The organism is Candidatus Mycobacterium wuenschmannii (genome assembly GCF_030252325.1).
GTDB classification, from domain to species: Bacteria; Actinomycetota; Actinomycetes; order Mycobacteriales; family Mycobacteriaceae; genus Mycobacterium; species Mycobacterium wuenschmannii.
Window position 1 is genome coordinate 2,709,248 of sequence record NZ_CP126981.1, and the last position, 24,592, is coordinate 2,733,839.

A 24,592-nucleotide genomic window follows, 5' to 3' on the forward strand; every position below is an offset into this window, starting at 1 on the left:
CCGTGTTACCGCCGACGGCGCGCGCGCAGATAGTCGCCGACCACCGCGGCGCCCAGCCCGTCGAGATCCGGGTCGACCACCCGGCCCTCGACCCGGCGCGCGACCTGGTCGATGAACCGGGCCAGGCCGGGGTCGTTGCCAAGCCGGAAGATCGTCACCTGCGCACCCAGGCGCGCCATCTCGTCAAAGCCGCGCACGGTGTTGGCGATCGTCCGCGGATGCGGCGGGTAGTCGAAGAAGACCGACGAATCGCGGCCGTCTCCGTAGTCCTCGAGGTGTGCCGTCGGCTCGCCATCGGTGACGACCAGCAGCACCGGCTGCGCATTGGGATGCCGGCGCAGATGCCGGCCGGCCAGCGCGAGCGCGTGGTGCAGGTTGGTGCCCTGCTCGTAGACGCCCTCCAGGCCCATCAACTCCGCGCTGGTCATGGTCCGTGCATAGCGGCCAAAGGCGATGATCTGCAACGCATCCGAGCGGAACCGGGTGCGCACCAGATGGTCGAGCGCCAGCGCGGTCTGCTTCATCGGCAGCCACCGGTTCTCCATCACCATCGAGAACGACGTGTCCACCAGCAACGCGACCGCGGCCTGGGTGCGTGTCTCGGTCTCCGACACCTCGACGTCGTCGACGGTGATGTCGAGCGGGCCGTTCAGCGTGCGCGTGCCGGCCTGCCGCAGCACCGCATTGGTCAGCGTCCGGGTGACGTTCCACGGTTCGGTGTCGCCGAACTGCCAGGGCCGGGTAGCGCCGGTGAGCTCGCCCGCGGCACCGGCCCGGCGCAGCTCACGTTCGCCGTGTCGGCTCGAAAGTTGTTGGGCCACATCGCGTAAAGCCGTCTCGCCGAGGCGCCGCATCGCCTTGGGCGACAGCCGCCAGGAACCGTCCGAATTGCGGTCCAGGAAGCCCTGATTGACCAGTGCCTTCTCGAGGTCGGACAGCGTCTTGGCATCGATCGCGGCCTGGTCGCCGAGCTGACGGGCCAGCGCGTCGAGGTCGACGTCGTCCATGGTCGCGCCCGGATAGCTCTGCGAGAGCTGCTCGGCGAGCTGCTCCAACTCGGCGATGTCCGACAGCGCCTGCGCGCCCTCACCCATGCCGAGCGGGTTGTCGCCGCTGAACTCCGACGAGCCGTCCCAGTCTTCGCCGGGCCGGGCCGCCTGCAGGTGGCCATCGAGCCGGTCGAGCGCCTGCATCAACGCCGGCGAACCGAATGCCTGCTGCGCCAACGCATCCAGCTCGGCACGCTGGTCCGGGCTCAGGCTGTTGCGGAAGCGCTGCGCCGCGGCGGCACGCTTGGCCAGCGAGTCGAGCAGCTCCTCGACGTTCTGCGGGTTCTCCGGAAAGAACTCGCCGTGCTTGTCCATGAAGTCTTGGAAGTCTTGGGGCGAATCCTTGCCCTGCGCATGCTTGTCCAACAGCTCGTTCAGGTCGTTGACCATGTCGGTGACCCGCTGCCGGTCTTCGTCGGTGGCCCCTTCGAGGGCCTCCTTCATGCCGGCGAAGCGCTGGTCGAGCATCTCGCGCCCAAGCAGATCCTTGATCTGGCCGTACTTTTCGCGGGCCTCGGCGCTGCGCCAGTCGTACTCGGCCAGCTCCTGCACGGCCTTGGCCGGCGAGGGCGACAGCGACTCCAATTGCAGTTCGCCGAAGCGCGCGTCGTCGTCCAGCGCGCGGGCCAGCTCCTTGCGCTCGGCCAGCACCGCCTCGTCGAGCAGCTTCTTGATGTCCTGCAGGGTGCCGTCCAAGTTGTTCTCGCGCAACAACTCCCGACGCTTCCGGTTGGCCTCGGCGGCCAGCCGGTCGGCGCCGGTCGTACTCTTGGTGCCTCGGCGCAGCAACTCCGAGAGCGCCCGGCGCGGCGACGTGCCGCCCATGACGTCCTGCCCGATCTGTTCCAGCGCCTCGCGCAGATCCACCGGCGGCGCCAGTGGATCCGGACCGCCGGTGTACGCCGAATAACGCGAGGAATGGCTTCTAGCCATAGACGGTTTCACCCTCGCCGGACGCCTTATCGATGCGCTTGGCCAAATACAATGCCTCCAAAGCCAATTCGAGGGCGGCAGCGCGTTCGCCCTCGGAGGTCGCGCCGAGCCGTTCGGCGATCGCCTCGATCACCGGCAGGTCCGGCAGCGCCGCCAGCACGTCCTTCGCCGCGACCCGCTCACCCGTCGTCACCGCCGATCCGCCCTCGACCGCGGAGACCAGCGGCGCCACATCGATGCCGCCGAGCGCCCGCGACGCCGTGTCGGCGGTCGCGCGGCGCAACAGGTGTTCCAGCACCGCCTGCTCGCGACCCTCCTCGCCGGACTCGAATTCCAGCTTGCCGCGCAGCACGTCGATGATCGTGCTCAGATCGACCACGCGGGCCACCGGGTCGGTCTCCCCCAGCACCGCGCCACGGTGCCGGGCCGACGCCGCGACGGTTTCGGCCGCGGCGATCGCGAAGCGCGCCGACACCCCGGACCGCTGGTCGACGGAGTTGGACTCGCGCAGATAGCGGGCGAAGCGGGCGATCACCTGGGTCAGGTACTCGGGCACCTGCGCGCTCAGATGCGCCTCCTGGGTGATCACCGCGACCTCGGCGTCGAGTTCGAGCGGGTAATGCGTGCGGATCTCGGCGCCGAAGCGGTCTTTCAGCGGGGTGATGATGCGCCCGCGGTTGGTGTAGTCCTCGGGGTTGGCGCTGGCGACGACCAGCACGTCCAGCGGCAGTCGCAGGGTGTAGCCACGGACCTGGATGTCGCGCTCCTCCATCACGTTGAGCATCGACACCTGGATGCGCTCGGCCAGGTCGGGCAGCTCGTTGACGGCGACGATGCCGCGGTGGGCGCGCGGGATCAGGCCGTAGGCAATGGTTTCCGGGTCCCCCAGGCTGCGGCCCTCGGCGACCTTGATCGGGTCGATGTCTCCGACGAGGTCGGCGACGCTGGTGTCGGGGGTGGCCAGCTTCTCGGTGTAGCGCTCGCTGCGGTGTCGCCACTCGATCGGCAGGTCGTCGCCGGAGGTGGCGGCCTTGCGGATCGACTCCGGGGTGATCGGGCTGAAGGGGTGCTCGCCGAGTTCGGCGCCGGCGATCACCGGCGTCCACTCGTCGAGCAAACCGATCAGCGCGCGCAGCAACCGGGTCTTGCCCTGGCCGCGCTCACCCAGCAGGACGAAGTCGTGGCCGGCGATCAACGCCCGTTCCAACTGCGGCAGCACGGTGTCCTCGAACCCCAGGATGCCGGGCCAGACGTCGGCTCCTTCGGCGAGCGCGGTGAGCAGATTTTCCCGGAGTTCTTGCTTGACGCCCCGTTCGCGGTGCCCGGCGGCACGGAGTTCACCAACGGTTCGGGGCAGGTTATTCGCAGCGGTCACCACTCCACGCTACTGACAAATCGAAAAGCCGGGCAATCATCTCGATTGCCCGGCCCTCCGAGGTGAAAATGCGAGTGACTAGTTGGTGGTCACAGTCGCGTGCTCGTCGCCTTCTTTCCAGGTGACGGTGCCGTGCTCGAACGTCGACTTGTAGCTGCCGTCCGGCTCCTTCATCTCATCGGCGGTGGGGTAGCCCAGCTTGCCCTGCGAGGCCTGGACGTCGTTCCACGCGTCACGGATCTTGCCCCAGACGAAGTAGACGGGGCCGCCGTTCTTGTAGATCAGAACGCCGCCGTCGTACTGCTGGTAGACGCCGCTGTTGTCAGCGGTGTTCTTCTGGTTGTCGTAGGGCGCGCCGAGGTCCTTCTTCTGCTCGTCGTTGAGGGTCTCCCACTTGGCCAGGATCGGCCCCTCGACGGTGTACAGCGTGCCGTTCTTGCCGGCGATCTGCGTCGGGCTGGGCGTGGCTGCCGCCGCGCTCGACGACGGTTCCGCGACGGCCGACGACGCCGACGACGCTGCAGACGACATCCCGGAAGACGCTGAGCTGGTGGAGCTCTTCGAGTTGTCCGACTGGTGGCATCCTGCACCGAGCAGAGCGAAAGCTGCCAAAGCGACCGAGAACGACGCTGTTCTTCTAGTTATCGCGCGCATTATTTCCTCTCGAATACATTTCGATTCGCACCGGACCCGCCCCGGTAGACAAGCCCAATTTCGGACTCTAGGCCGATCTGATCTTGTGCGGAAGAGGTTTCTGACGACCCGGTCAGCGCACGGCGCCGGTTTGCTCAATGGTCGACGGCCGTTAAGCCGCGCGTCAGCAAGTGACCTAGGCAACTCACGCGAGCGTTCTCTATGAAGCTCATACTCGTCCGCGCCCAGCTAACCGATACCCTCAGTACCGTGAATTCCTCCGATTGGCGTACCCGGCCCCAGACCGCCCACTTCGGTCCCGCGTCGTGGCAGTCCAGCGTGCTGGCTCTGCTCACCGCAATCTTCGTCCGACCGGTGCTGGGCGCGCTCACGCTAGTCGGCATGATCGTCAATCGCGTCAGCCCCGCCACGTTGCAGCGGGTCCGCCTCGACGGCATCGACGGTCCGCTGGGATTGATCCGGCCGTTGCCCGGCACCGACGTCACCCGCATCGATCTGCCGCACTGCCCGGCCGAATGGGTCGTCGCCCCGGAGGCGCGCGAGTCGACGTCGCTGATCGTCTACTTCCACGGCTCGGCGCTGGTGACCCTCGGGCTCAACTCGCACCGGCGCTTCGTCAGCCGACTGTCGGCGGCGACCGGCGCCAGGGTGCTCAACGTCGGCTACCGGTTGGCGCCACAGGCCACCATCGAGGAAGCCGTCGAGGACGGCCTGGACGGCTACCGCTTCGCGCTCGCCCAGGGCTTCGCGCCCGAGCGGATTGTGCTGGCCGGTGACTCGGCGGGCGGGCTGATGGCCGCCGACGTCGCACTGGCGGCCCGTGACGCGGGGCTACCGGTGCCCGCCGGCCAGGCGCTGATGTCACCGCTGACGTCGTCGGACATGGATCTGAAGTACCGGGCACTCAAGGCGCACCGCGACGTGATGTTCCCGTTCATGACGGTCAAGTTCATCTACGACGTGTTCGCGACCGTGAACGGCACCCGTCCGCCGCCGTTGATGCCACCGGAGGCCGACCTGCACGGGTTGGGCCCGTTCCTGCTGCAGGTGGGCACCCACGAGATGCTGCTCAATGACACCATCGTGTTCGCCGAGCGGTTGCGCGCGCAGCACGTCGAGGTCTGGGTTCAGCAGTGGCACAAGGCAATGCACATGTTCCAGCTCAGCTTCGACGTCAACCCCGACGCCCGGCGCGCCGTCGACGAGGTGGCGGCGTTCATCCGCTACGCGACCGCGGAGCAGGACTCCGAAGTCAGCGCCTAGCGCGCTGCTAGTGCGCGAAGTGCCGCGCGCCGGTCAGGTACACGGTCACACCGGCCTTGGCCGCGGCGGCGGTGACTTCATCGTCGCGCACCGAACCACCGGGGTGCACAATCGCTTTCACGCCCGCGGCGGTCAGCGTCTCGAGCCCGTCCGGGAACGGGAAGAACGCATCTGAGGCCGCAACGGCGCCGCTGACCCGATCGCCGCCGCGCTCGACCGCCAGGCGGGCCGCGTCGACGCGGTTCACCTGACCCATGCCGATGCCGATGGTGGCGCCGCCGCCGGCGACCACGATCGCGTTGGACTTCACCGCGCGGCAGGTGCGCCAGGCAAATACCAAGTCCGCCAGCGTCTCCGGGTCGGCCGGGTCGCCGGTGGCCAGCGTCCAGTTGTTCGGGTCGTCACCGGGCGCGTCGATCTTGTCGCGCTGCTGGACCAGCAGTCCGCCGCTGATCTGTCGGCGCTCGACCCCGTCATCGACCGGCTCGCCGGCCAGCAACACCCGGACGTTCTTCTTCTTCGCGAGGACGTCGACAGCGCCTGGCGCGTACGCGGGCGCGACGATCACCTCGGTGAAGATCGTGCTGACGTATTCGGCCATCTCGACACTGACCTCGGTGTTGGCGGCGATCACGCCGCCGAAAGCGCTGAGCGGGTCGCACTCGTGGGCCTTGCGGTGCGCATCGGCGACCGAGTCCGACGAGACGGCGATGCCACAGGGGTTGGCGTGCTTGATGATCGCCACGCAGGTCTCCTCGTGGTCGAACGCCGCCCGCCACGCCGCGTCGGCGTCGGTGAAGTTGTTGTAGGACATCTCTTTTCCGTGCAGCTGCTCGGCCTGCGCGAGGCCGGGCCAGCCGCCGTCATCGACGTACAGCGCGGCCTGCTGGTGCGGGTTCTCGCCGTAGCGCAGCTGGGCCGAGCGGCGCCAGTTGCCCGCGATCCACTCCGCGAAGGCGGTGGCCGGTTCCTCGGGCGCAAGTGTCGACTCCATCCACCCGGCCACCGCGACGTCGTACTCGGCGGTATGGCGGAACGCCAACGACGCCAACTTCTTTCGTTCGGCCAACGTGAAGCCGCCACCGCGCACCGCGGCCAGCACCCCGTCGTAGCCGAGCGGGTCGGTCACCACGGCCACGCTCGGGTGGTTCTTGGCCGACGCGCGCACCATCGACGGCCCGCCGATGTCGATCTGCTCGACGCACTCGTCGACGCCGGCACCGGATTCGACGGTCGCGCTGAACGGGTACAGGTTGACCACCACCAACTCGAACGCGGCGATGCCGAGTTCCTCGAGGGCGGCGGCGTGCTCGGGCTTGCGCAGGTCGGCCAGCAGGCCGGCGTGCACCCGCGGGTGCAGGGTCTTCACCCGGCCGTCCAGCACCTCGGGGAAGCCGGTCAACTGCTCCACCGGGGTCACCGGAATGCCTTTGTCAGCAATGGTTTTCGCCGTCGAGCCGGTCGATACGATCTCGACGCCGGCACCGGCCAGGCCCTGGGCGAGTTCGACCAGTCCGGTCTTGTCGTAGACGCTGATCAGGGCGCGGCGGATCGGCCGCTTGCCGTCGCTTGTGCTGTTCATCCGATGGTTGCCTTTCTTCCGGTCCAGGTCACGCCGCCGGTCGCGACCGCGGCGATCACGTCCGCCAGGAGTCGCCGTTCGGTGACCTTGATGCGTTCGTGCAGGGTCTGTTCGTCGTCGTCGTCTAACACCGGAATGGCCTGCTGGGCCAGGATCGGGCCGGTGTCGGTGCCGGCGTCGACCAGGTGCACGGTGCATCCGGTGACCTTGACGCCGTGCGCCAGGGCGTCGGCCACCCCGTGCGCGCCGGGGAAGGCCGGCAGCAGCGCGGGATGGGTGTTGAGGGTGCGGCCAACGTATTCCGAAAGGAACTGTGAGCCAAGGATTTTCATGAAGCCCGCCGACACGACGAGGTCCGGCGTGTGCTCGGCGGTGGCCGCGGTAAGCGCAACGTCCCACTCGGCGCGGTTCGGGTAGTCGCCCAACCGGACGGTGAAGGTCGGCAGGGATGCGGCGGCCGCGATGTCGATCGCAGGGCACTCGCGGTCGACTCCGACGGCGACCACGCGGGCCGGATAGTCGCCGACGGCGGCGTCCAGCAGGGACTGCAGGATCGATCCGGTACCCGATGCCAGCACCACCAATCGTGCCGGTGCACTGGGAGGCACCCGGAACGATTGCTGCACAGGTCAAAGCCTATCGGAACTCGTCGGGGGGCAGATCGAGGCCCGTGGTGTCCTCGTCACCGAAGTCGTCGGCGACGTCCTCCACAAGCTCGGGCGGAGGCTCGGCGACGGGGGCCGGCCTCGGAGCGCGCGGGCGACGCCGGATGCCGCCGGCCATCACGACGGTGAGCGAGCCGATCGCGGTGAACCACAGGAAGATCGCGAAACCGAAAGTGCCCTGGTCGATTCCGACGCCACCGAAGTTGCCGAGCTGCCCGCTGCCGGCATGGCCCAGCAGCGCCAGCATCAGCGCGGCCAGCAACGCGGCAATGCCCACCTTCGCCATCGCGTCGGACCACGGCAGTGGCCGTCGCGCACACTGCTGACCCAGCGCGACGCCCGAGGATGCGCCGACGATGAGCAGCGCCACCCACACCGGACCCAGCGGCGGGTGCGGGGCCGCGGCCAAGATCGGCAGCGCCGGAACGTCGCCGCCGAACACCGTGAACGAACTGAACGTCGCAAAGCCGAGGTGGGCGCTGGAGCCCACGGCCATCGCCGTCGTCGCCACGATCACGTTGGGGACGTACAACACCGACAGCAGGGTCAGGCTGAACTGACCGAAGATCGAGCCGGTGACCTCGTACAGGTCCTGCATCGTCGACCAGTGCACGACGAGCGAGCAGGCCGCCACCATGCCGGACAGCCCGAACAGCGCCAGCACCCCGGCGACCGCGGCGCGAAGCGAGTCGGCCACCCAGTCCGGCAGGGGCGACATCGCCAACGCGCGGCGGCCGACCCGGGAGCCGACGCCGATCAATGCGCCGATCAGGTGAACCAGCAGCACGCTCGAAAAGGCCCGCAGCGCGCTGGGAGTCTGCAACTCGGTGATCACCGACGCCGCGTCGTGGATGACCGCCAGCGCGACGGCCGCGATCAGTAGCGGGCCGCCCAGCGCCGACGCCACGATCCAGCGGATGACGAACCACGAAGCGGTCGGCGTGGTGGCGCGCGCGGTGGTCCGTGCGGTCCCCCAGACCATTGCCAATACCGGCAGCAGCGGCAGCGCACCGAGTTCGCGGCCGCCGATCGAGATCGGGACCTGGTGCACGCCAAGCCACATGCTGGCGATCGCGCCAAGCGCGCCGGTCATGTCGCTGTTGGCAATCACCAACTGCAGCAAGGTGACTGCGGCGATGACAACCAGGGCCACCACGGCCGGACCGAACGCGACGCGAAGCAGGTCGCGCGCCTGATGCGCGCCCGGCGTTCGACTGTCCGGCCTCACGGTCTGAGGACGTTACCTAGCGAATCAGCTCGTCGGCGACCCGCCGCGCCCAATTAGGACTGTGACGGACCCGACGGCGACGACGGCGACTGCGGCTGCGGACCGGTGCTGCCCGGGCTCGGCGCGCCGGAACCGGACGACGGCGGCGGGCTGAAGCTCGGGAAACCGGTTGGCGGAGTGGGCGATCCCTGCTGGTGCGACGCCGAGCTCGGCTGCGGGCCCTGCTGGGCCGGGAAGCCGCCGGTGTTCGGGCCCGACGGGTAGCCGCCGTACTGCGTGCCATAGCCGGACTGCTGGTAGGGCGCCTGCTGCTGCTGGCCGTAGTAGCCGCCGTACTGCTGCCCGTAGTACTGGTCGTACTTGGGGCGCGGGGCCGGGGCGGTGATCACGCCGACGTCCAGCAGGAGCGCACCGATGGCGACAGCGGCCTGGATCACGGCGGCGGCGATGATCAGCCAGAGCTCCCAGGTGACGGAGATACCGTCCGGGGTGTGCGCGATCGACAGCAGCACCTGCAGCGCGCCGAACACCGACACCGCGGCGACGACACCGAGGTAGTTCTTGGACGGCAGCAGGCTGACACCGGCCAGCAGGCCGGCCAGCAGCACCGGGGCGATGCCCTTCACCTGGCCGTTGAGCAGGCCGAGGAATTCCTTGGCGTCGTCCGACGGGACCGACAGCAGGTCGCCGAAACTCAGGACGTACGCCGCCACGCCGAGCACGACCGCGGCAATGGTCAGGTAGTGCTTGAGGTTGTTGTCGGCGTCCTCGGACTTCGCGAACGAGGACGCGGCGGGAGCCCCGTAGGAACCGGGCGACTGCGCGGGCGGATATCCGGGATTGCCGGGCGGGTAGGTCATGGCTTCTCCTGTGCCTTCCGATGCGTGTGCGGCGCCATTGTCGTGCGGCGCTGGTTACTCCCGCGCGCCGCTCCTCGCGAGGCTACCCGGCAGCGGTGCGACGCGAGCCGATCAACCACGCTAGCGCACCGCGGGCACCCCGTCCGCACACACTTTGGCCACCGGTACCGACCCCGGTGGTTGCCCGCCAGATTGGAACACGTTCTAATTCATCCATGGACTACGGGCTTGTGCTGTTCACCAGTGATCGCGGAATCTCCCCGGCGGCGGCCGCGACTCTTGCCGATAACCACGGTTTCACGACGTTCTACGTCCCGGAGCACACGCACATTCCGATCAAGCGTCAGGCCGCACATCCAACCACCGGCGACGAGACGCTGCCCGACGACCGCTACATGCGCACGCTCGATCCGTGGGTGAGCCTGGGCGCGGCGTGCGCGGTCACGTCGCGGGTCCGGCTGTCCACCGCGGTGGCTTTGCCGGTCGAGCACGACCCGATCACCCTGGCCAAGTCGATCGCGACGCTGGACCACCTGTCCGGCGGGCGCGTCAGCCTGGGCGTCGGGTTCGGCTGGAACACCGACGAACTCACCGACCACAACGTGCCGCCGGGCCGTCGCCGCACGATGCTGCGCGAATACCTCGAGGCGATGCGGGCGCTGTGGACCGAGGAAGAGGCCTCCTACGAGGGCGAATTCGTCAACTTCGGACCGAGCTGGGCGTGGCCGAAGCCGGTCCAGTCGCACATCCCAGTGCTGGTCGGGGCGGCGGGCACCGAGAAGAACTTCAAGTGGATCGCCCGCAGCGCGGACGGCTGGATCACCACGCCGCGCGACTTCGACATCGACGAGCCGGTGAAGGTGCTGCAGGACACCTGGGCCGCCGCCGGCCGCGACGGCGCCCCGCAGATCGTCGCGCTGGATTTCAAGCCGGTTCCGGAGAAGCTGGCGCACTGGGCCGAGATCGGGGTCACCGAGGTGTTGTTCGGACTGCCCGACAAGTCCGAAGATGAGGTGGCCGCATACGTCGAGCGATTGGCAGGCAAACTAGCCGCGGCGGTCTAGCTGACGGGAGTTGCATCGTGGCGGAGCAGGGTCGGCACTTCCCGTACCGCTACGAGGCCCGGCTGGCGCCGTTGTGGCTGGCATTCCGGGCGTGGCCGAGCACGCAGGGCGTCACGGTGACCGACGACGGCCGGTTCGTCGCCCGCTACGGACCGTTCCGCGTCGACGTGCCGGTGACTCAGATTCAGGATGCGCATATCACCGGTCCGTACCGGTGGTGGACGGCCGTCGGCGCGCGACTGTCGCTGGCCGACGACGGCCTGACGTTCGGCACCAACGCCAGCGAGGGCGTCTGCATTCACTTCGAGCCACGGATCCATCGCGTGATCGGTTTGCGTGACCACTCGGCCCTCAACGTCACCGTCGAGGACTGCGAGGGTCTGGTCGCCGCGTTGACGGGAGCAGCGTGAGGGCGGGTCGACTGAGCATTCTGCTGGCGGCCGCCGTGCTCGCCGGTTGCACCCACGCCGTCGACGGCACCGCCGCCGCACGATTCACGCTGCCCGTCGCCAATTTCCCCGACACCCGCGGGTTCACCGAAGTGGACGCCGCATCGTTCTACATTCGCGACGGAAATCCCGAGTACGGCTTCGGGTTTCGAGCACCGAACGGATTGCGCTGCGGCATGGGCTCGTTCCCGATCTGGCGGGCCGCGCGTGCGTTCTGCACGGGGCGGCGGCGGGACAAGGGACCCGGCGTCTGGACCGTCACCGCGGAACGCTTCGGCGAGACCACCATCACGAGGGAATCGAGGCGCGATCCCAACCGGACTCCGCGGGGCCACCACGCGAAGGTGTTGCCGCCGCGCCACTTCGTCGTCGATTCCGGCGACACGCTATGCCTGGTAACCCAGGACTCGATCGTGGCGTGCCACGTTGGCGAGCACGGTTTCATCCTGGCGCCAAAGACGACGACGCTGTTCTGACGCGCGCTAGAGGCGAGCCTGGTTGACGCCCTCGTCGGTCGACTTCACCGTGATCGCGGCGCCTAATGGATCGCCGTCGGTGAGCAGCGCAACCAGCTCCGGGTCCTCGGTCAGCGCCATGAATCGCGAGCCGTCGGCATCGAGCCGGCCGATGATGACGCCCGTCGTCGTCGGCCAGTCGTAGCGCACGGAGTACGTCTCAATCGTGGCCGCGCCGTTGGGGTCTCGCGTCACCGATACCCTGGGCAGCTTCGCGATGTCCTGCTGCAGCTCCTTGCTGCGATCCGGCTCCCAGTCGCCGGGTTCGGTGGAGTAGACGCCCACCGAGTACTTGCTCATCACGCCGCCGTTGGCGCCGACGAGACCGTAGGCGCCCGGCTTGTCGCGCATCGCGGCGACGGTCTCGGCGATGCCGTGCAGCGAGTAGCTGTTGCCGGGACCGCCGAAGTAGGGCAGGCCACCGGTGAGTGTCAGGCCGCGGGGGTCGTCCGGGGCGAGCCCGAATTCGTCGCAGACCGCGAAGACCGGGAACGGGAAGCAGCTGTACAGGTCGAACGTGGCCACATCATCGATACCGATCCCCGCACCCCGAAGTGCCTCGGCCACAGCCTGTTTGGCGGAGTAGCTGATGCTGACGTCTTCGCGGTCGAGCAGGTCCTGCTCGGTCTGGTCGGCGTGCCCGCGCAGGTACACCCACTTGTCCTCGGGCACGTTCAGGCGCTGGGCGGCCGCTACCGACATCACCAGCACGGCGGCGCCCTGGTTGACCGTGTCCCGCGCCACCAGGTAGCGCGGATACGGGTCGCAGATCATCCGGTTCTCGTCGGTGACGGTTTCGATCTCCCCGACCGACCGCTCCACCGGAGACGACGAAAACGGGTTTTTGGCAGCAACTTTCGAGAACGGGGCGAACAGCTCGGCCATCGCGTGCCGGTAGTCGGCGACGCTGAGCCCGAGCCTGCCGCGCCGGGCGTTGTCGAGCAGCCCGTACTGCACCGGCGCTCCGGTGAGTCCGTGCTTGGCGGTGTACTCGTTCATGTACTGCTCGAAGCCGTAACCGCGGTCCTCGAGTTGACCGCCGACGTGCTCGGTGAAGTCCGGCTTGTCGTCGCGGCCGGCGAAGTACTTCACCGTCGACCCGGCCTCCGAGCCGAGCAGCAACGCGACCTCGGTGTCGCCGGCGGCGATCGCCCCGGCGAACTCCGTCATCAGCTTCTGTGGGCCGCTGCCGCCGATCGGCTCGAGCACCGCACGCGCCGGATTCGCGCCGACGCGCTGCGCCACCGAACGCACGTAGTTGTCCGAGCAGCCGAACGGCTGCGTGTTGAACGGCGTGCTGATCTCGAACTGCCGCAGCCCGGCGAACACCTCGATGGCCTGCGTCACCGCGGCCACGTCTGCGCCGGTGTCAGCGATTGCGGCGCGGACGGCCTCGGTCGCCAGATCCACCGAGGACATGCCGCGGTAGCCCGGATCGTCGATCCGCTCGGTGAACTGGCCTACGCCGACGACGACGGGAGTATGCGGACTAGCCGGCATTACAGGCCTCCTGACAAGTGTTAATTCGTCAGGCTAACCGAAACCTGTAACGTGTTCCAATTCCGTCGGGCTACCTACAGGCTCTGCAGGATCTTCCGGGCCAGCGCGGCGGTCTCCGACGGAGTCTTGCCGACCTTGACGCCCGCAGCCTCCAGGGCTTCCTTCTTGGCCTGCGCGGTACCCGACGAGCCGGACACAATGGCGCCGGCGTGGCCCATCGTCTTGCCTTCCGGCGCAGTGAATCCCGCGACGTAGCCGACAACCGGCTTGGTGACGTTGGCCTTGATGTAGTCGGCCGCCCGCTCCTCGGCGTCGCCGCCGATCTCGCCGATCATCACGATGACCTTGGTCTCCGGGTCCTGCTCGAACGCCTCGATCGCGTCGATGTGGGTGGTGCCGATGACCGGGTCGCCGCCGATGCCGATCGACGTGGAGAAACCGAAATCGCGCAGCTCGTACATCATTTGGTAGGTCAGCGTGCCCGACTTCGACACCAGGCCGACCGGGCCGGAGCCGGAGATGTTGGCCGGGGTGATGCCGACCAACGCCTGCCCCGGGGTGATGATGCCGGGGCAGTTCGGGCCGATGATCCGGGTCTTGTTGCCCTTCGACTCGTTGTATGCCCACGCATAAGCGCTGTCCTGCACCGGAATTCCCTCGGTGATCACGACGAGCAGCGGGATCTCGGCGTCGATCGCCTCGATGATCGCGTCCTTGGCGAACACCGGCGGCACGAAGATGATCGACACGTCGGCGCCGGTCTTCTCGATGGCTTCCTTGACGCTGCCGAACACCGGCAACTCGACCGGCTGGTCGTCAACGTTCTTGTGCGCCACCGTCGTTCCGGCCTTGCGGGCGTTGACTCCGCCGACGATGTGGGTGCCGGCCTTGAGCATCCGGGCGGTGTGCTTGGTCGCCTCGGAACCGGTGATGCCCTGGACGACGACCTTGCTGTCCTTGTTCACGAAAATAGCCATGTCAGTCAGTCCTTTGCTCAGGCGTTCGCCAGCTCGGCGGCCTTGTCGGCGGCCTCGTCCATCGTGGGCACCAACGTCACCAACGGGTGGTTGGCCTCGGTCAGGATCCGGCGGCCCTCGTCGACGTTGTTGCCGTCGAGGCGCACGACGAGCGGCTTGTTGGCGTCGTCGCCCAGGATCTCCAGGGCCTTGACGATGCCGGTCGCGACGGCGTCACACGAGGTGATGCCACCGAAGACATTGACGAACACGCTCTTGACCTGTGCGTCGCCCAGGATGACATCCAGGCCCGCGGCCATCACCTCGGCCGAGGCGCCACCGCCGATGTCGAGGAAGTTGGCCGGCTTGACGCCGCCGTGCTTCTCGCCGGCGTAGGCGACGACGTCGAGCGTCGACATGACCAGACCCGCGCCGTTGCCGATGATGCCGACGGCGCCGTCGAGCTTGACGTAGTTGAGGTCGTGCTCCTTGGCCTTGAGCTCGAGCGGGTCGGTGGCGTCGCGGTCCTCGAACTCGACGTGGCCCGGCTGACGGAAGTCGGCGTTGCCGTCCAGCGTGACCTTGCCGTCCAGCGCCAGAATCCGGTCGTCGGGGGTGCGGACCAACGGGTTGACTTCGACCAGGGTGGCGTCCTCGCCGATGAACACCTCCCACAGCTTGGCGATGGTCACGGCGGCGGCGTCGAGCACCTCGGCGGGCAGGTGACCCTGCTCGGCGATCGAGCGGGCGAAGGCCTCGTCGACACCCTTGACGGCGTCCACCGGGACCTTGGCGAGCCGCTCGGGCTTGGTGGCGGCGACCTCTTCGATCTCCATGCCACCCTCGACCGAGCACATGGCCAGGTAGGTGCGGTTGGAGCGGTCCAGCAGGAAGGAGATGTAGTACTCCTCGGCGATGTCGCTCGCCTCGGCAACCAGCAGCTTCTTCACGACGTGGCCCTTGATGTCCAGGCCGAGAATGTTGTTCGCGTGCTCGAACGCGTCGTCGGGGGTCGCGGCGTACTTCACGCCACCGGCCTTGCCTCGTCCACCAACCTTGACCTGCGCCTTGACCATGACCGGGTGCCCGATCTCTTCGGCGATCGCTTTGGCCCCTTCGGCGGTGTCAGTCACCCGGCCGGGAGTCGTTGGGACGTTGTGCTTGGCGAACAGCTCTTTCGCCTGGTACTCGAAAAGATCCATGGGCTCACTTCTGTGTGTCGGCCATTTTGTGAGCGGACTAAGTTTTCAGTTGTCCGCTTGCGGGAACTGTATCGAGACGGTCAGAGTGTTCCGCCATGGGCATGGACGGATGTGGCAGAACTCACCGGAGCACGGTGAGTGATACAAGTCACAAACGCGGGCGGATTTCTGGCTTAACTTGCGATGCTTCGCGCCCGACGGTTAACGTCTCAGAGTCCAGATAACGTTATGGTTACGGCTCGAAGGACAATCAGGTTGACCCAGCAAACTCCGGCGCTTTCTCCTGGACAGGGAGATCTTTCGGCGTCCCGCGAGCGCAGGTCGACCCTTCACCGCAACGAAGTCACGGACATCATCCCGTTCAACGAGTTTGGCAAACTGGCCGATTCGGAATTCAGCGCGAACTCCGCTTTCGACAAAGAAGCGCAGGTCCTGGGCGCGCCCGAACTTGATGACCTGGACGCCACCGACAACCTGACCGTCCTCGATCTTCTCGGGCCGAGCGCGTCCGAGCGTCAGCTCAGCGCACTCGAGCGCGGCCTCAACCGGGCCCGCGGCGACGCCGATTCGGCCGCCGGTCGCGGCGCGCACCGCAAACAGCTCAGCGGCGCTACGCGGGGCCGGGTTTTGATCGGATCGCTGGCCGCCGGCGCGGCCGCGGCCGCCGCTCACTCGGCCTCCGAGCCCCCGCAGCACAAGTCAGAGACCGTGCTCGCCGCGCAGTCCGCGGCGACCGGGCCGATCAGCACGTCTGACGGTGGCATGCAGATGGTCACCGTCCAGCCGTCCACGAATGTCGCAGTGCACAACGCCGAGCTGGCCCACGGCGTCGCCTTCGCCGCGGAGCGCGCCCAGCGCGAGGCTCGGCTGCAGGCGCCGCTCTACGTGATGCCGGTCAAGGGCGTCTTCACCTCCAACTTCGGCTACCGGTGGGGCGTGCTGCACGCCGGCATCGACATCGCCAACTCGATCGGCACCCCGATTCACGCCGTTTCCGACGGCGTCGTGATCGCCGTCGGCCCGACCGCGGGCTACGGCATGTGGGTCAAGCTGCGGCACGCCGACGGCACCGTCACGCTCTACGGACACATCAACACCGCGAGCGTCTCGCTCGGCGAGCGGGTGTTCGCCGGCGACCAGATTGCCACCGTCGGCAACCGCGGCAACTCCACCGGCCCGCACCTGCACTTCGAGGTGCTGCTCGGCGGCACCCAGCGCGTCGACCCGGTGCCGTGGCTGGCCAAGCGCGGGCTGTCCGTCGGTACTTTCGCCGGTTGAGCCGGTGACCGGCCCCGTCAACCCCGAGCGCCCAAGCAACCCCGAGACACGCATCATTCGGCGCGCGCCTACCGGGCCGCTTCCCCAGTTGGACGACGCCCGCACCACGCACATTCCCCGACCTCAGAGTCCGCCTCCGCCACCGCAGCCGCAGTTCGCGCCGACGCCCACGGGTGCGTCGTTCGGTGAACCCAGCCGGACCACCGCGGTGGCCGCCGCGGCCGTCAGCATCGTCAGCGGCTGGGCCACCTCGGTGGTGGCGACCGACCTGATCGCGGGCTGGTGGCACTCCGACCAATTGTTCTGCGTCGCAGTGGCTTTCCTGGCGCTGATCTTCGCCGTCGCCACGATCTCCGGCGTGATCCTGTTGCTGCTGCGCCAGTCGTTGAGCCGCTACCTGATCGTGGCCGGCGCCGTGGTGGCAATCCTGACCTATCTCGGCGTCTTCATTGCCGGGGCGCGGGTGGCCTGGGTGGTGCACACCCTGCCGATCCTGCCGATCGCCAGCGCCGTGTTGACGTTGCTGCCGCGCACCCGAGAGTGGCTGCTCGAGGACTAGATCTAAAGCTTCGCCACTGGGGCGTGGTTGTGCATCAGCTTGACCCGGCCTGAGCTGCCGAAGTCGATCAGCGACATCGCCGACTCGCCCATCCCGGAGACCTCTTCCACCCGGCCGAGGCCGTACTTGTCGTGGGTGACCCGGTCGCCGGGTTCCAGCACCAGCAGCGGACGCTTGCTGCCGCCTCCGCCGCGTGCGGCCGGCGACGGCCGCGGGGTGCCGAACCGTCCGGCACCGCTGACCGGCGCGCTGTACGACGGCGTCGGGTCGGTGCGCCGCCAGTCGATCAACTCCTGCGGAATCTCGCGCAGGAAGCGGGATTCCGGGTTCAGCATCGGCTGACCCCACGACGAGCGGACCTTTGCGCGGCTGAGGAAGAGCCGCTGCCGCGCCCGCGTGATCCCGACGTAGGCCAGCCGGCGTTCCTCGGACAGTTCGGTCGGATCGCCCAGCGCCCGCATGTGCGGGAACATGCCGTCCTCCCAGCCGGTGACGAACACCACCGGGAACTCCAGGCCCTTGGCGGTGTGCAACGTCATCAACGTCACCAAACCGGCTGTCTGCTCCGGAATTTCATCAGTGTCCGCGACCAGCGACACCCGCTCCAGGAACTGCGCCAGCACCCCGGTGTCCGGCACGTCCTCGTCGTCCAGGTCGGCGCCCAGAGCTTCGGCATTGGCCAGGTCGATCGCGAATTCGTGTGCGACGCTGACGAGTTCGTTCAGATTGTCCAGCCGGGCCAGGTCCTGCGGATCCGACGACGACTCCAGCTCGGTGCGATATCCGGTGCGCTCCAGGACCGCCTCGACCAGTTCGCCGAGATCGCCCTCCGACGCGGCCAGTTTGACGCGCAGTTCGTCCATCATCTCGACGAAACCCGCAATTGCCTTGGCGGAGCGGGTATTCAGCAGCGGCACCTTGCCTTCGGCGGCGGCCTCCAAGGCGTCGGCGAAACTGGACCCGGTGTTCTCGGCGTAGACCGCGACGCAAGCCTCCGCGCGGTCGCCGATGCCGCGCCGCGGCGTGTTCAGGATGCGCCGCAGACTCACCGCGTCGCCGGGGTTGTCCAGCACCCGCAGGTAGGCCACGATGTCGCGGATCTCCCTACGCTCGTAAAAGCGCACTCCCCCAACGACTTTGTAGGGAATTCCAGCGCGGATGAACACCTCTTCCAGCGATCGCGACGAGTTGTTGGTGCGGTAGAAGACGGCGAAGTCGTTGTAGGTGATGTCGTCTTTACCGGCGAGCGCGTCGATCTCCTCGGCGATGAACCGGGCCTCGTCGTGCTCGTTGTCGGCGACATAGCCGACGATCAGGTCGCCCTCGCCGGCGTCGGTCCACAGCCGCTTGTCGCGGCGGGCGGGGTTGCGCGCGATCACCGAGTTGGCCGCCGACAGGATGTTCTGGGTGGAGCGGTAATTCTGTTCCAGCAGAATCGTTTTCGCGTTCGGATAGTCGCGCTCGAAGTCCTCGATGTTGCGGATCGTCGCTCCGCGGAACGCGTAGATCGACTGGTCGGCGTCACCGACCACGCACAACTCGCCGGGCGGAGTGCCGTCTTCGCCGTCCTCGAGTTCGGGGCCGACGAGTTCGCGGACCAACACGTACTGCGCGTGGTTGGTGTCCTGGTACTCGTCGACCAGGATGTGGCGGAAGCGCCGACGGTAATGGTCGGCGATCTGCGGGAAGGCCTGCAGCACCGCGACCGTCTCGCCGATCAGGTCGTCGAAGTCGAGGGCGTTGGCCACCCGCAGCCGCTGCTGATATTCGGAGTAGACCGCGGCGACCGTGCGGGCCAGATCGTCGGACAGGTCGTCGTCGGACAGGTTGGCGATGGCCTGCTGCGGGTCGATGAGTTCGTTCTTCAGGTTGGAGATGTTGTTGGCCAGCAGTCGCGGCGAGTACCGCTTGAGGTCGAGGCCCATGTCCTTGCCGATCATCTGCAGCAGCCGGCGCGAGTCGTCGGCGTCGTAGATCGAGAAGTTGGAGTTGAGGCCGGAGATCAGCGAGGCCTGGTTGCGCAGAATCCGCACGCAGGTCGAGTGGAACGTCGACACCCACATCGAGCGCGCCCGCGGACCGACCAGCGCGGCGACCCGCTCGCGCATCTCCGCGGCGGCCTTGTTGGTGAAGGTGATCGCGAGGACCTGGCCGGGTGAGACGTCGCGGGCGGCCAGCAGGTAGGCGATCCGGCGGGTCAGCACGGCCGTCTTGCCGGACCCGGCACCGGCGACGATCAGCAGCGGCGAGCCCTCGTGCAGCACCGCCTGACGCTGCTGGGGATTCAGTCCGTCGAGAAGCTGTTCGGTTTCGGATTCGGTCACGTGCTGCAGACTCATAACCCGTCCAACCTACCGCCGTTCGCCGACACCTTTGCGCTGGAACGCCTGCAAGTGGCAGACTCGATTCGTGCTCAACGCGCAGTGGCGATTTTTCTACGGGTACCGGCCAGCGGTGCCCGTGGTTTAGCTGCTTCCCAGAGCCCCGCGGTCCGCTTCCGGATCCGGGGCTCGTCTCTTGTGTGAGGCCCGAAACCGGATGACACCGCAGAACCCACACGAGAATTCGGAGTTACCAATGACAATCGACACCGAACACCCCATCGATATCGCCGCCCTTCGGGTGGAGATCGACCGGCTCGACGCCGAGATTCTGGCCGCGGTCAAACGCCGCGCCGAGGTGTCCAGGGAAATCGGCAAGGCACGGATGGCGTCCGGCGGCACCCGGCTGGTGCACAGCCGCGAGATGCAGGTCATCGAGCGTTACAGCGAACTCGGGCCCGAGGGCAAAGACCTGGCGATGCTGCTGCTGCGGCTCGGCCGCGGCCGGCTCGGTCACTAGCCCGCTGTTCACCTGCGCGTCAGCAATGCTCCCATCGACCTGACTAGGGTCGAGGGATGACTGCGGTTGACCAGATCCCCGACATCTCAGCGACCCCGGAGTGGAGCGCGCTGCAGCAGCACCACCGGCAGATCGGTGACACCCACCTGCGGGAGTTTTTCGACGCCGACCCCGACCGCGGCCGCGAATTCACCCTGACCGTCGGCGACCTGTACATCGACTACAGCAAGCACCGCATCAACCGCGACACGCTGCGACTGCTGATCGACCTGGCCCACGCGGCCCAGCTCGAGCGGCATCGCGATGCGATGTTCGAGGGGACGCACATCAACGTGTCCGAGGACCGCGCCGTGCTGCACACCGCGCTGCGGCTGCCGCGCGACGCATCGCTGACGGTCGACGGGCAGGATGTGGTCGCCGACGTCCACGAAGTCCTCGACAGGATGGGCGATTTCACCGACCGGCTGCGCAGTGGCGACTGGACCGGCGCCACCGGCAAGCGGATCACCACCGTCGTCAACATCGGGATCGGCGGCTCTGATCTCGGCCCGGTGATGGTCTATCAGGCGCTGCGGCACTACGCCGACGCCGGCGTCTCGGCGCGCTTCGTGTCCAACGTCGACCCGGCCGACCTGATCGCGAAGCTCGCCGACTTGGACCCGGCCACAACGCTTTTCATCATCGCCTCCAAGACCTTCACGACGCTCGAGACGCTGACCAACGCTACGGCCGCGCGGCGTTGGCTGACCGACGCGCTCGGCGACGACGCGGTGGCCAAGCACTTCGTGGCCGTCTCCACCAACGCCGAGTTGGTGGCCGATTTCGGCATCGACACCGACAACATGTTCGGCTTCTGGGACTGGGTCGGCGGCCGGTACTCCGTCGACTCCGCAATCGGCCTGTCGGTGATGGCCGTGATCGGCCGAGAAGCGTTCGCGGACTTCCTGTCAGGCTTCCACATCGTCGACGAGCATTTCCGCACCGCTCCGCTGGAGTCGAATGCGCCGGCTCTGCTCGGCCTGATCGGGCTGTGGTACTCGGACTTCTTCGACGCGCAGGCCCGCGCGGTGTTGCCATACTCCAACGACATGGCCCGCTTCGCCGCGTATCTGCAGCAGTTGACGATGGAGTCCAACGGCAAGTCCGTTCGCGCCGACGGCACGCCCGTCACCACCGACACCGGCGAAATCTTCTGGGGCGAGCCGGGAACCAACGGCCAGCACGCCTTCTACCAACTGCTGCACCAGGGCACGCGGCTGGTGCCGGCCGATTTCCTCGGCTTCAGCCAGCCCACCGACGACCTGCCCACCATGGACGGCACCGGCAGCATGCACGACCTGCTGATGAGCAACTTCTTCGCGCAGACGCAGGTGCTGGCGTTCGGCAAGACCGCCGAGGAGATCGCCGCCGAGGGCACGGCGTCAGATGTGGTGCCGCACAAGGTGATGCCGGGAAACCGTCCGTCCACCTCGATCCTGGCGACCCGGCTCACCCCGTCGGTGCTGGGCCAGCTGGTCGCGCTGTACGAACACCAGGTGTTCACCGAGGGCGTCGTCTGGGGCATCGACTCGTTCGACCAGTGGGGCGTCGAGCTCGGTAAGACGCAGGCCAAGGCGCTCCTGCCGGTGCTGACCGAAGACGCTTCTCCCGCAGCACAATCCGATAGCTCAACGGATGCCCTGGTGCGCCGTTATCGAGCCCAGAGGGGTCGGGCGGACTAAGCGAACCGTTTGGCCAGCGACAGCGGCGCCACCTTGAGCAGTGCCACCAGTGGGCCCCACGGCCACCACGGGATGGCGGCCCGCCCCGGCTCACGCTCGATGGCCGCGACGAGCGCCTTGACCCCGGTGTCGTTGTCCACCATCAGCATTGTGCTCTGCGACTTCGCCGTCATCTCCGATTCGATGTAGCCGGGCTCCATCACCGACACCGTGATCGGACCCTTGGCGTATTCGGCGCGCAGCGACTGCCCCAGCGAGCTGAGGCCCGCTTTGCTTGCGGCGTAGGCCGCCTTCACGCCGGGCACACCTTTCGATCCCAGAACCGAGGAGATCAGCACCAGATGCCCGGAGCCCTGGGCCTTGAACATCTCCAGCGCGGTCTCGATCTGCACCAGGGCGGCGACCAGATTGGTCTCGATGGTCGCCTTGTTGGCCCACAGTTTTCCCGAGCCCAGCTTGGCGCCCTTGCCGATGCCGGCGTTGACGATCACCCGGTCGATGCCGCCGAGGGCATCCGACAATTCGGCGAAGACCTTGGGCACCTGGTCGTGGTCGTTGACGTCCAGCGCGGCGATGGCCACTTTCGAGTCTGGATATCGTTGCGCGAGTTCGTCTTTCAGTTCCTCGAGCTTATCGGTGCGACGGGCGCACAGGGCGAGGTCCCGGCCCTTGGCGGCGAACGCGCGGGCCATTCCGGCGCCGAGACCGGAACTCGCACCGGTGATGAGGATCTTCTGCCGAGTCATCCGCCCATTTCAGCAGACGCGTTGCCGGCTCCGATTTACGGGCAGTAGGTCGACTTCGCCAGCTGCACTTCACGCCGAACCTGGTCCAGGCTGGCCCCATGATTGGCCTGGGCCAGGTCGCTGACCACGCTGTCGAAGGGCTCGCCGCCACCCAGGAGTTCGCAGACCTTGTGCGCGTTGGCGATCACCTTGTCCGGGTGCCAGTTTGTCCGGTCCGGGAAAATGTCTCTGACGCCCTGCAGGTAAGCGTCGTCCTGGGCCTGATCCGCGACAGCCGGCCCTGCGCCGAGGATGCCGGCGACGAGCAGCCCGGCCACGCCGACGGCGACCCGGCCTCGTTTACGAGAAAGCATGTTGTCTCCTTAGGGGCAGTAGGTCGACTTCGCCAGCTGCACTTCGCGCTGTGTCTGCTCTACGGATTCCTGGTTGTCGTCGGCTTGGCGGACGTCGTTGACCACCTTGTCGAAACTGTCTCCGTTGGCCAGGTGGCTACAGATGCGGTGCGCATTGCCGATGTTCGCCGCGGGGTCGAGGCTTCGACCCTGGTAGATCTGCTGCAGGGCGGCGAAGTACTGGTCGTCCTGCGCTTGGTCGGCTCTGGCGGGTCCGGCGCCGATCATGACGGCCACGAAAAGTCCCGCCGCGGCGGCCACCCTTATCCCGTTGCGTGCTTGACGTCGAATCATGGCAAGAACGTAAGCCGCGCGGCGCCGTCGGCGATACAGGGATTTCCCTGGTATTCACCTATTTCAGCAGGCGTGACATCCGCCGATCGGCAAGAACTTTGCCGCCGGTCTGGCAGGTCGGGCAGTACTGAAACGACTTGTCGGCGAACGACACTTCGCGGACGGTGTCGCCGCAGACCGGGCACGGCAGGCCGGTGCGCGCGTGCACCCGCATTCCCGAACGCTTCTCGCCCTTCAGCTCGGCGGCCTGCTGGCCGACCGATCTGCCGACCGCGTCGGACAGGACCGACACCATCGCGTCGTACAGGGCTGCGAGTTGGGCCTCGGTGAGTTTGGCCGCGGTGGCGAACGGCGACAGCCTGGCGACGTGCAGGATCTCGTCGCTGTACGCGTTGCCGATGCCGGCGATGACTTTCTGGTCGGTGATGACGCCTTTGATCCGGCCGGTGTTCTTTGCCAGCAGGGTGGCGAGGTCAGTTTGGCTGAGCTGCAAGGCATCTGGGCCAAGTGCGGCGATGCCGGGAACCTTCTGCGGGTCGTCGACGAGCCACACGGCCAGCCGCTTCTGGGTGCCGGCCTCGGTGAGGTCGAAGCCCGGCGATTCACCGGGCGGGCCGAGGTGAACCCTCAATGCGATCGGACCCTTGCCGGGTTTCAGCGGCATCGGAGACAGTTTCTCCGACCAGCGCAGCCAACCGGCCCGCGACAGGTGGGTGATCAGGATCAGCTCGCCGACGCGCATGCCGAGGTACTTGCCCCAGCGGTCGGCGCCGCTGACGGTCAGGCCGTGCAGCGCGTCGATCCGCGGATCGAAGGTCTTTAGCACCGACAACGCGGAGACGTCGACGCGACCAACGGTCTTGCCGACGGCGTGCTGGCGGAGGTAGTCGGCCAGCGCCTCGACTTCGGGCAGTTCGGGCATGAGTCCAGTGTGCCGGTCAGCGCCGGGCGCGGGGTGTCACGAGCGACAGCATCCAGCTGACGATCGACAAGACGATCGCGGCCTTGATCGCCGTCCACCAGAAGGAGTCGATGGCCAGACCCCAGTGGGTGGTGTTCGCGGTGATGCGCGCGGTGATCCAGAGCATCAGCGCGTTGATGACGATGTGGAACAGGCCCAGGGTCAGGATGTAGAGCGGGATCGACAGGATCTGCACGATCGGCTTGATGAAGGCGTTGACCAAGCCGAAGACGACCGCGACGGCGAAGATGATGCCGATCCGCTGCAGGCGGGTGTCACCGCCGACGAAGTACAGCCCGGGGACGAGCTTGGTAACCACCCACAGCGCTAGCCCCGTGAGCCCGGCCCGGATGACGAAAGCTGTCATGGGGCTGAACGTACTCGGCTAACCGCGTCGTTAAGTGTCAACGACGCGGGCGCGTCACTAGTTCTGCCCAGGAGTGCCCGGCGTGCCGGGACCGCCGTCGCCGGTATGTCGATGTCCCTCACATTCGATACAGGGAAA

The 24,592-nt window shown here is 67.5% G+C and carries 24 protein-coding genes and 1 pseudogene; 8 read left to right on the top strand and 17 right to left on the bottom strand.

The window, feature by feature from the left end; all coding sequences use genetic code 11:
• Window positions 1-5: 5 nt before the first annotated feature.
• The 3 genes from PT015_RS12810 to PT015_RS12820 all read right to left on the bottom strand — a co-directional run bounded on the left by PT015_RS12810 (window position 6) and on the right by PT015_RS12820 (window position 3,888).
• Window positions 6-1,982 carry a vWA domain-containing protein gene (locus PT015_RS12810; protein ID WP_285184887.1) on the bottom strand — a complete coding sequence of 659 codons (1,977 nt, stop codon included), beginning with the start codon at window positions 1,980-1,982 and terminating at the stop codon, window positions 6-8.
• Entirely contained in the window at window positions 1,975-3,360 is a 1,386-nt protein-coding gene (locus PT015_RS12815; RefSeq protein ID WP_285184889.1) for an ATP-binding protein, read from the bottom strand. The genes PT015_RS12810 and PT015_RS12815 overlap by 8 nt, the downstream gene beginning before the upstream one ends.
• A 75-nt stretch (window positions 3,361-3,435) precedes the next feature.
• Complete coding sequence (locus tag PT015_RS12820; protein WP_285184890.1) at window positions 3,436-3,888, bottom strand: LGFP repeat-containing protein; 453 nt, start codon at window positions 3,886-3,888, stop codon at window positions 3,436-3,438.
• Between the two features lie 372 nt (window positions 3,889-4,260).
• Here PT015_RS12820 and PT015_RS12825 point away from each other — a divergent pair, with 372 nt between their 5' ends.
• Entirely contained in the window at window positions 4,261-5,274 is a 1,014-nt protein-coding gene (locus PT015_RS12825; protein WP_285184891.1) for an alpha/beta hydrolase, read from the top strand.
• Window positions 5,275-5,281: 7 nt separating this feature from the next.
• Here PT015_RS12825 and purH read toward each other — a convergent pair whose 3' ends face one another.
• From purH to PT015_RS12845, 4 genes are read right to left on the bottom strand one after another with little or no spacing between them, the layout of a single operon-like run.
• Window positions 5,282-6,856, bottom strand: coding sequence for a bifunctional phosphoribosylaminoimidazolecarboxamide formyltransferase/IMP cyclohydrolase (purH, locus tag PT015_RS12830; RefSeq protein ID WP_285184892.1), 1,575 nt, complete (start codon window positions 6,854-6,856; stop codon window positions 5,282-5,284).
• Window positions 6,853-7,482: a phosphoribosylglycinamide formyltransferase gene (gene purN, locus PT015_RS12835; protein ID WP_285184894.1), complete on the bottom strand. Its 630-nt coding sequence runs from the start codon at window positions 7,480-7,482 to the stop codon at window positions 6,853-6,855. Before purN ends, purH begins: the two co-directional genes overlap by 4 nt.
• Window positions 7,483-7,492: 10 nt before the next feature.
• The gene (locus tag PT015_RS12840) at window positions 7,493-8,749 is read right to left on the bottom strand and encodes a cell division protein PerM (protein ID WP_285184895.1); all 1,257 of its coding nucleotides are present in this window, start codon (window positions 8,747-8,749) and stop codon (window positions 7,493-7,495) included.
• Window positions 8,750-8,802: 53 nt separating this feature from the next.
• Window positions 8,803-9,609 carry a DUF5336 domain-containing protein gene (locus PT015_RS12845; protein ID WP_285184896.1) on the bottom strand — a complete coding sequence of 269 codons (807 nt, stop codon included), beginning with the start codon at window positions 9,607-9,609 and terminating at the stop codon, window positions 8,803-8,805.
• Between the two features lie 215 nt (window positions 9,610-9,824).
• Here PT015_RS12845 and PT015_RS12850 point away from each other — a divergent pair, with 215 nt between their 5' ends.
• The 3 genes from PT015_RS12850 to PT015_RS12860 are packed head-to-tail and all read left to right on the top strand — an operon-like array spanning window position 9,825 to window position 11,598.
• Window positions 9,825-10,673, top strand: coding sequence for an LLM class F420-dependent oxidoreductase (locus tag PT015_RS12850; protein WP_285184898.1), 849 nt, complete (start codon window positions 9,825-9,827; stop codon window positions 10,671-10,673).
• A gap of 17 nt (window positions 10,674-10,690) precedes the next feature.
• Window positions 10,691-11,083, top strand: coding sequence for a hypothetical protein (locus PT015_RS12855; RefSeq protein WP_285184899.1), 393 nt, complete (start codon window positions 10,691-10,693; stop codon window positions 11,081-11,083).
• The gene (locus PT015_RS12860) at window positions 11,080-11,598 is read left to right on the top strand and encodes a hypothetical protein (protein ID WP_285184902.1); all 519 of its coding nucleotides are present in this window, start codon (window positions 11,080-11,082) and stop codon (window positions 11,596-11,598) included. The genes PT015_RS12855 and PT015_RS12860 overlap by 4 nt, the downstream gene beginning before the upstream one ends.
• A gap of 6 nt (window positions 11,599-11,604) precedes the next feature.
• Here PT015_RS12860 and PT015_RS12865 read toward each other — a convergent pair whose 3' ends face one another.
• The 3 genes from PT015_RS12865 to sucC all read right to left on the bottom strand — a co-directional run bounded on the left by PT015_RS12865 (window position 11,605) and on the right by sucC (window position 15,295).
• A complete protein-coding gene (locus PT015_RS12865; RefSeq protein WP_285184904.1) occupies window positions 11,605-13,137 on the bottom strand; it encodes an acetyl-CoA acetyltransferase in 1,533 nt (510 codons plus the stop codon).
• 74 nt (window positions 13,138-13,211) lie between these two features.
• On the bottom strand, window positions 13,212-14,114 hold the full coding sequence (gene sucD, locus PT015_RS12870) for a succinate--CoA ligase subunit alpha (RefSeq protein WP_285184906.1): 903 nt from the start codon (window positions 14,112-14,114) through the stop codon (window positions 13,212-13,214).
• Window positions 14,115-14,131: 17 nt separating this feature from the next.
• A complete protein-coding gene (sucC, locus tag PT015_RS12875) occupies window positions 14,132-15,295 on the bottom strand; it encodes an ADP-forming succinate--CoA ligase subunit beta (protein ID WP_285184907.1) in 1,164 nt (387 codons plus the stop codon).
• A 255-nt stretch (window positions 15,296-15,550) separates the two neighbouring features.
• Between sucC and PT015_RS12880 the strand changes: the two genes are divergently transcribed.
• Both PT015_RS12880 and PT015_RS12885 read left to right on the top strand, forming a co-directional pair.
• Entirely contained in the window at window positions 15,551-16,573 is a 1,023-nt protein-coding gene (locus tag PT015_RS12880) for a M23 family metallopeptidase (RefSeq protein WP_285184908.1), read from the top strand.
• 4 nt (window positions 16,574-16,577) lie between these two features.
• Entirely contained in the window at window positions 16,578-17,132 is a 555-nt protein-coding gene (locus PT015_RS12885; RefSeq protein WP_285184910.1) for a hypothetical protein, read from the top strand.
• A 2-nt stretch (window positions 17,133-17,134) separates the two neighbouring features.
• On the opposite strand, the gene pcrA is transcribed toward PT015_RS12885, so the two are convergent.
• Window positions 17,135-19,456 carry a DNA helicase PcrA gene (gene pcrA, locus PT015_RS12890; RefSeq protein ID WP_390887800.1) on the bottom strand — a complete coding sequence of 774 codons (2,322 nt, stop codon included), beginning with the start codon at window positions 19,454-19,456 and terminating at the stop codon, window positions 17,135-17,137.
• 214 nt (window positions 19,457-19,670) lie between these two features.
• Between pcrA and PT015_RS12895 the strand changes: the two genes are divergently transcribed.
• Window positions 19,671-19,973 (top strand): chorismate mutase, encoded by a 303-nt coding sequence (locus tag PT015_RS12895; RefSeq protein WP_285184913.1) that lies wholly within the window; start codon window positions 19,671-19,673, stop codon window positions 19,971-19,973.
• A 56-nt stretch (window positions 19,974-20,029) separates the two neighbouring features.
• Window positions 20,030-21,694 (top strand): glucose-6-phosphate isomerase, encoded by a 1,665-nt coding sequence (gene pgi, locus PT015_RS12900; RefSeq protein ID WP_285184915.1) that lies wholly within the window; start codon window positions 20,030-20,032, stop codon window positions 21,692-21,694.
• Here the strand turns inward: pgi and PT015_RS12905 are convergent.
• The 6 genes and pseudogenes from PT015_RS12905 to PT015_RS12930 form a co-directional block, all read right to left on the bottom strand.
• Window positions 21,691-22,440 carry an SDR family oxidoreductase gene (locus PT015_RS12905; RefSeq protein WP_285184916.1) on the bottom strand — a complete coding sequence of 250 codons (750 nt, stop codon included), beginning with the start codon at window positions 22,438-22,440 and terminating at the stop codon, window positions 21,691-21,693. The genes pgi and PT015_RS12905 overlap by 4 nt on opposite strands.
• A 35-nt stretch (window positions 22,441-22,475) precedes the next feature.
• On the bottom strand, window positions 22,476-22,793 hold the full coding sequence (locus PT015_RS12910) for a DUF732 domain-containing protein (protein ID WP_285184917.1): 318 nt from the start codon (window positions 22,791-22,793) through the stop codon (window positions 22,476-22,478).
• A 9-nt stretch (window positions 22,794-22,802) separates the two neighbouring features.
• The gene (locus PT015_RS12915; RefSeq protein WP_285184919.1) at window positions 22,803-23,126 is read right to left on the bottom strand and encodes a DUF732 domain-containing protein; all 324 of its coding nucleotides are present in this window, start codon (window positions 23,124-23,126) and stop codon (window positions 22,803-22,805) included.
• A gap of 58 nt (window positions 23,127-23,184) precedes the next feature.
• Window positions 23,185-23,679, bottom strand: coding sequence for a zinc finger domain-containing protein (locus tag PT015_RS12920; RefSeq protein ID WP_390888020.1), 495 nt, complete (start codon window positions 23,677-23,679; stop codon window positions 23,185-23,187).
• 171 nt (window positions 23,680-23,850) lie between these two features.
• Window positions 23,851-24,048: pseudogene (locus tag PT015_RS12925) on the bottom strand (DNA-formamidopyrimidine glycosylase family protein); the annotation flags it as partial.
• A 16-nt stretch (window positions 24,049-24,064) separates the two neighbouring features.
• Window positions 24,065-24,454 carry a phage holin family protein gene (locus PT015_RS12930; RefSeq protein WP_285184920.1) on the bottom strand — a complete coding sequence of 130 codons (390 nt, stop codon included), beginning with the start codon at window positions 24,452-24,454 and terminating at the stop codon, window positions 24,065-24,067.
• Window positions 24,455-24,592 lie beyond the last annotated feature (138 nt).

Excerpts from the sequence above, each read along its gene's own strand:
- PT015_RS12810 (WP_285184887.1), bottom strand. The coding sequence starts at position 1,982 with ATGGCTAGAAGCCATTCCTCGCGTTATTCGGCGTACACCGGCGGTCCG.
- PT015_RS12820 (WP_285184890.1), bottom strand. The coding sequence starts at position 3,888 with ATGTCGTCTGCAGCGTCGTCGGCGTCGTCGGCCGTCGCGGAACCGTCG.
- purH (WP_285184892.1), bottom strand. The coding sequence starts at position 6,856 with ATGAACAGCACAAGCGACGGCAAGCGGCCGATCCGCCGCGCCCTGATC.
- PT015_RS12845 (WP_285184896.1), bottom strand. The coding sequence starts at position 9,609 with ATGACCTACCCGCCCGGCAATCCCGGATATCCGCCCGCGCAGTCGCCC.
- PT015_RS12850 (WP_285184898.1), top strand. The coding sequence starts at position 9,825 with ATGGACTACGGGCTTGTGCTGTTCACCAGTGATCGCGGAATCTCCCCG.
- PT015_RS12865 (WP_285184904.1), bottom strand. The coding sequence starts at position 13,137 with ATGCCGGCTAGTCCGCATACTCCCGTCGTCGTCGGCGTAGGCCAGTTC.
- sucD (WP_285184906.1), bottom strand. The coding sequence starts at position 14,114 with ATGGCTATTTTCGTGAACAAGGACAGCAAGGTCGTCGTCCAGGGCATC.
- sucC (WP_285184907.1), bottom strand. The coding sequence starts at position 15,295 with ATGGATCTTTTCGAGTACCAGGCGAAAGAGCTGTTCGCCAAGCACAAC.
- PT015_RS12895 (WP_285184913.1), top strand. The coding sequence starts at position 19,671 with ATGACACCGCAGAACCCACACGAGAATTCGGAGTTACCAATGACAATC.
- pgi (WP_285184915.1), top strand. The coding sequence starts at position 20,030 with ATGACTGCGGTTGACCAGATCCCCGACATCTCAGCGACCCCGGAGTGG.
- PT015_RS12905 (WP_285184916.1), bottom strand. The coding sequence starts at position 22,440 with ATGACTCGGCAGAAGATCCTCATCACCGGTGCGAGTTCCGGTCTCGGC.
- PT015_RS12910 (WP_285184917.1), bottom strand. The coding sequence starts at position 22,793 with ATGCTTTCTCGTAAACGAGGCCGGGTCGCCGTCGGCGTGGCCGGGCTG.
- PT015_RS12915 (WP_285184919.1), bottom strand. The coding sequence starts at position 23,126 with ATGATTCGACGTCAAGCACGCAACGGGATAAGGGTGGCCGCCGCGGCG.
- PT015_RS12930 (WP_285184920.1), bottom strand. The coding sequence starts at position 24,454 with ATGACAGCTTTCGTCATCCGGGCCGGGCTCACGGGGCTAGCGCTGTGG.